Annotated in this window: 2 protein-coding genes; both read left to right on the forward strand. The window is 69.1% G+C overall.

Features of this window, described 5'->3' with window-relative positions; translation table 11 throughout:
• On the forward strand, positions 1-1,968 hold a 1,968-nt coding region (locus B8460_RS08905), incomplete at its 5' end, for an alpha-1,4-glucan--maltose-1-phosphate maltosyltransferase (RefSeq protein WP_048861239.1).
• Positions 1,969-2,011: 43 nt separating this feature from the next.
• The coding region (gene treS / locus B8460_RS08910; RefSeq protein ID WP_048861240.1) for a maltose alpha-D-glucosyltransferase at positions 2,012-4,583 on the forward strand (2,572 nt) is incomplete at its 3' end.

The following is a 4,583-nucleotide window of genomic DNA, read 5'->3' on the forward strand; positions in this document are numbered from 1 at the left end:
GATCTCGCCGCTGGCGCGCGCGCGGCCGCCGCGGCGCCGCGCATCGGCATCGAGGCGATCACGCCCAGCGTCGATGCCGGCCGCTTCCCCGCCCGCCGCGTGGTGGGCGAAACCGTCACGATCGAGACGGACATCATCTTCGACGGCCACGACCAGTACGCCGCCGCGCTGCTGTGGCAGGCGCCGGGCGACACGACGTGGCACGAGGTGCGTATGCGCCCGCTCGGCAACGATCGCTGGCAGGCGGATTTGCCGCTCGCCGCCCTCGGGCGGCATGCGTACACGATCGAGGCATGGCGCGACGGCTTCGCCACCTGGGCCGACGAGGTCGCCAAGAAGTCCGCGGCCGGCGTCGATACCCATGTCGAACTGATCGAGGGGCGGCACCTGGTCGAGACGCACGCGGCGCATGCGGCGGGCGCGGATCGGGCGGCGCTGGAGGCGTTGCGCGCCCGGCTCGTCGATATGGACGACGACGCGCAGCGCGCCCTGCTGCTCGATCCGGCGACGGCGGCGCTGATGGCGCGGGCGGACCCGCGCCCGCACCGCGTGCGCCACCAACCCGCGCTGTGCATCGTCGCCGAGCGGCCGGGGGCGGCGTTCGCCTCGTGGTACGAGATCTTCCCGCGCTCGATGAGCGACGATCCGGCCCGGCACGGAACGTTCGACGACGTCATCCGCCACCTCCCACGGGTGCGCGACATGGGCTTCGACGTGCTGTATTTCCCGCCGATCCATCCGATCGGCCGCACCAACCGCAAGGGGCGCAACAACAGCCTGCGCGCCGGCCCCGACGACGTGGGCAGCCCCTATGCGATCGGCGGCGCCGAGGGCGGGCACGACGCGCTGCACCCCGCCCTCGGCACGCTCGACGATTTCCGCCGGCTGGTCGACGCGGCGGCCGGGCACGGGCTGGAACTGGCGATCGACTTCGCGATCCAGTGCTCGCCCGACCATCCGTGGCTCGCCGCCCACCGCGACTGGTTCGCCTGGCGGCCGGACGGGTCGATCAAGTACGCGGAGAATCCGCCCAAGAAATACGAGGACATCGTCAACGTCGATTTCTATGCCGACGGGGCGAAGCCCGCGCTGTGGGTCGCGCTGTGCGAGGTGGTGCTGTTCTGGTGCGAACAGGGCGTCCGGCTGTTCCGCGTCGACAATCCGCACACCAAGCCGCTGCCGTTCTGGGAGTGGATGATCGGCGCGGTGCAGGCCCGCTTCCCCGACGCGGTGTTCCTCGCGGAGGCGTTCACCCGGCCGAAGGTGATGTACCGGCTCGCGAAGTCGGGCTTCGGCCAGTCGTACACCTACTTCACGTGGCGCAACACGAAGCGGGAGCTGACCGAGTATCTGACGGAGCTGACGACGACGGCGCCGCGCGACTTCTTCCGCCCGCATTTCTTCGTCAACACGCCCGACATCAACCCGCCCTTCCTGCAGACCGGCGGACGGCCCGCGCACCTGATCCGCGCGGCGCTGGCCGCCACGCTGTCGGGGCTGTGGGGGGTCTATTGCGGGTTCGAGCTGTGCGAGGCGACGCCGCTGCCCGGGCGCGAGGAATATCTCGATTCCGAGAAATATCAGATACGCGCCTGGGACTGGCACCGTCCGGGCAACATCGTCGCCGATATCGCCCGCCTGAATACGCTGCGCCGGGAGAATCCCGCGTTGCAGACGCATCTCAACGTGCGCTTTGGCCGCGCCGACAACGAGGCGATCCTGTGGTACGAAAAAGCGACTCCCGACCGGTCGAATTTCATCCTGGTGGCCGTCAGCCTCGATCCGTATGCCGCGCAGTCAGCCACGGCGGAGGTGCCGCTGTGGAACTGGGGCCTGCCGGACGACGGCGCCGTCCTGGCCGAGAACTTGCTGGACGGCGGCACCACGGTCTGGCAGGGCAAACAGCAAACCCTGCGCCTGACGCCGGAGCGGCCCTATGCCCTCTGGCGAGCCCGACCGGCCGTCTGACCGCCCGAGCCCCGCGCCGCACGCATTGACCGGACCGACACGCATGGACCTTCCCCATCCCGAGACCAGCCTTCAAGCCCGGGCGCGCCCCGCCGCCCGCCGCACCGAGCCGCCGGAGGCGCTCTGGTACAAGGACGCGGTGATCTATCAGCTCCACGTCAAGTCGTTCTTTGACGGCAACAACGACGGCGTCGGCGACTTCAAGGGGCTGCTGCAGAAGCTCGACTACATCGCCGAACTGGGTGTCACGACGATCTGGCTGCTGCCGTTCTATCCGTCGCCGCGCCGCGACGACGGCTACGACATCGCGGATTATCGCGGGGTGCATCCGGAATACGGCACGCTCGCCGACGTGCGGCGCTTTATCCACGAGGCGCATGCGCGCGGGCTGCGCGTCATTACCGAACTGGTGATCAACCACACCTCCGACCAGCACCCGTGGTTCCAGCGCGCCCGCGCGGCCAAGCCGGGGTCGAACGCGCGCGATTTCTATGTCTGGTCGGACACGGATCAGAAATACGCCGGCACGCGCATCATCTTCCTCGACACCGAGAAGTCCAACTGGGCGTGGGACGACACCGCGAAGGCGTATTACTGGCACCGGTTCTACAGCCATCAGCCTGACCTGAACTTCGACAATCCGCGCGTGCTGCAGGAAGTGCTGGGCGTGATGCGCTTCTGGCTCGACCTCGGCGTGGACGGGCTGCGGCTCGATGCCGTGCCGTATCTGGTGGAGCGCGAGGGGACGAACAACGAGAACCTGCCGGAGACGCACGCGATCCTCAAGCGCATCCGCGCCGAGCTTGATCGTCACGCTCCCGGCCGAATGCTGCTTGCCGAAGCCAATCAGTGGCCGGAGGACGCGCAGCAGTATTTCGGCGACGGCGACGAATGTCACATGTCGTTCCACTTCCCGCTGATGCCGCGCATGTACATGGCGATCGCGCGCGAGGACCGGTTTCCGATCACCGACATCATGCGTCAGACGCCGGAGATCCCGGAGAGCTGCCAGTGGGCTGTGTTCCTGCGCAACCACGACGAGCTGACGCTCGAGATGGTGACCGACCAGGAGCGCGACTACCTGTGGGAGACGTATGCGCACGACCGCCGCGCGCGGCTCAATCTCGGCATCCGCCGCCGCCTGGCGCCGTTGCTGGAACACGACCGGCGGCGGATCGAGCTGATGAACGGGCTGCTGCTGTCGATGCCGGGCACGCCGGTCATCTACTACGGCGACGAGCTCGGGATGGGCGACAACATCCATCTCGGCGACCGCGACGGGGTGCGCACGCCGATGCAGTGGTCGCCCGATCGCAACGGCGGCTTCTCGCGCGTCGATCCGGCGCGTCTCGTGCTGCCGGTGATCATGGACCCGATCTACGGCTACGAGGCGATCAACGTCGAGGCGCAGGCGTCCGACCCGCATTCGCTGCTCAACTGGATGCGGCGCATGCTCGCGGTGCGCAAGCGCCACCGGGCCTTCGGACGCGGCACGCTGCGTTTCCTCTATCCGGGCAACCGCAAGGTGCTCGCCTATCTGCGCGAGGTCACGCTGGAGGACGGGACGGAGGAGGTGATCCTCTGCGTGTCGAACCTCTCGCGCACGGCGCAGGCGGTGGAGCTTGACCTGTCGTGGCTGGCGGGACGCGTGCCCGTCGATATCGTCGGCGGCTCGGTCTTCCCGCCGGTGGGGCAGCTCACCTACCTGCTGACCCTGCCGCCCTATGGCTTCTTCTGGTTCCTGCTGGCGGCGGAGGCGCAGCTGCCGCCCTGGCACGTGCCGTCGCCGGAGCCGCTGCCGGAATACGCGACGCTGGTGGTGCGCCACCGGCTGGAGGACGTGGTCAGCGGCAGCAACCTCGCGACGCTGGAGCGGGAAATCCTGCCGGCTTACCTGCCGAAGCGGCGCTGGTTCGCGGGCAAGGGCGAACGGCTCGACGGCGTGCGCATCGCCTATGCGGTGCGGCTGCGCCACAGCGCCGATCCGTTGCTGCTGGCCGAGGTGGAGGCGCGCTTCGCCGACCGCACCGAACGCTATGTCCTGCCGCTGGCGGGCGCCGAGGACGACACCACCAGCGCGCTGGTGCAGCAACTCGCGCTGGCCCGCGGGCGGCACGGGCGGCGCATCGGCTACATCACCGACGGCTTCGCGGTGGACGGGCTCGCCCGCGGCACGCTGCGCGGGCTGGCGGAGGGGCTGACCTTGCCGCTGCCGGACGAGACCGGGCAGCTCCGCTTCATCCCGACCCGCCAGATGGCCACGCTCGACATCGCCGAGGACGCGGAGATACGACGGCTGTCGGCCGAGCAGTCGAACTCCTCCCTGGTGATCGGCGATACGCTGGTGATGAAGATCGTGCGCAAGGTGGTCGCCGGCATCCATCCCGAGGGGGAGATGACGCGCTATCTGACCGAGCGCGGCTTCGCCAACACGGCGCAGCTGTTCGGCGAGGTGGTGCGCGAGGACGCGGACGGCACCGTCTCGACGCTCATGCTGGTGCAGGGCTTCGTGCGCAACCAGGGCGACGGCTGGACGTGGACGCAGGACTTCCTGCACCGCACCGTCGACGACCTGGCGGTGGGCGGCGACGCGCATCACGACGAGGATACGTTCG

Origin of the sequence: Acidisphaera rubrifaciens HS-AP3 (assembly GCF_000964365.1) — a bacterium.
In the GTDB taxonomy this organism is placed as follows: domain Bacteria; phylum Pseudomonadota; class Alphaproteobacteria; order Acetobacterales; family Acetobacteraceae; genus Acidisphaera; species Acidisphaera rubrifaciens.